2 protein-coding genes are annotated in these 1,242 nt (G+C 44.8%); both read left to right on the top strand.

Features of this window, described 5'->3' with window-relative positions:
• Positions 1-503 (top strand): HAD family hydrolase (locus J4G07_00080; protein MCE2412376.1); only part of this gene is annotated, 503 nt, incomplete at its 5' end.
• The gene (locus J4G07_00075; GenBank protein MCE2412375.1) at positions 500-1,192 is read left to right on the top strand and encodes a methyltransferase domain-containing protein; all 693 of its coding nucleotides are present in this window, start codon (positions 500-502) and stop codon (positions 1,190-1,192) included. The genes J4G07_00080 and J4G07_00075, both read left to right, overlap by 4 nt.
• Positions 1,193-1,242 lie beyond the last annotated feature (50 nt).

The following is a 1,242-nucleotide window of genomic DNA, read 5'->3' as shown; positions in this document are numbered from 1 at the left end:
TGATAGCAAATAGAGTCGCCAATGCCTGGCAAAAACATATATCGCTCGATCCTGAAGCGCATTCTGTCCTGCATACACTTCATTGCTCTAAAAAACTTGCCCTCGTGTCTAACTTTGACCATCCACCACACGTCCATTCGGTTCTGAGTAAACTCAACCTTACACCCTATTTTGATTCGGTTGTTATTTCCGCTGAAGTAGGGGTCAAGAAACCGGATCCGCGGATATTTGACAGGGCACTTGAGCAGACCGCAATGAAACCCGAAGAAGTCATTTATGTTGGGGACACAGAAGATGACACGGAAGCTGCACGTGCGGCTGGTATGGTTCCAGTCCTCATACAAAGAAATAACGAAGGCAATGCCTTTGACTTCAGCGTCAATACACACAATTTACAGCAAGAAAAATTCACACCTAATGTGACCACAGTAACCAAACTCTCTGAAATTCTAACATTGTTTGAATCCTATGCTACCAAATTCCAGACGGTGGGAAAATCATGAAACAAAAATACTTTTACCACCAACACCTGGCAGATTATGCCCAACTGAAGACAAAAGGACTCACGTCAAGAGGTGAACTTTACGGGAACCCTAATGATTTCAGTGAGTTCTCTTCCAAACCTTTTTTAATAGAGACCTTGCCACGTTTGGACATCAAACCAGATGCTCAAGTGCTTGAACTCGGATGCGGGACAGGTCCAGTGGCATGTTTTTTAGCACAATTCGGCTACCAAGTACATGGGATTGATGTTATTCCTGATGCCATTGATAAAGCCAAAGCGATCGCTGCCGAGCAGTGTTTAGACATCCGGTATGAGGTGTTAGATGTCTGTCAACTTCCACGTGGAGGCGAACAATACCAACTCATTATTGATAGCTTCTGCTCACAAGGCATCGTTACGGATATAGATCGAGATGCGATGTTTTCAGGAATCAAGTCTCAGCTCGCCAAGAACGGCTATTTTTTAATGAGCTGCAGTGTTTTTGAACCCGATCGAGAAGATCCTGAAACACAAATCGTCGATAATACAACAGGGAAAGTTTACACCCGCTTTGACCAAGACGCGCTGTGGGATAGGGATACAGAAACATGCTACAGCCTATTTCATCCGGACCCTTTCAGATCCGGTATCGGACCCGAAGACTGTCAAGTACCCAAGCCTAAAGACTTGGGCTTGTTAAGAGGTTAACCCCAACAAGCCTGTTGTAATAACGGGTTTCTCGTTTCAGTGAGGATGGT

It is taken from the genome of Candidatus Poribacteria bacterium, from assembly GCA_021295715.1.
Taxonomy (GTDB): Bacteria; Poribacteria; WGA-4E; order WGA-4E; family WGA-3G; genus WGA-3G.
Note: the sequence above shows the minus strand (reverse complement) of the source record. Positions and strands in the feature narration are given on the sequence as shown.

Coding starts and splice junctions, on each gene's coding strand:
- J4G07_00075 (MCE2412375.1), top strand. CDS start 500: ATGAAACAAAAATACTTTTACCACCAACACCTGGCAGATTATGCCCAA.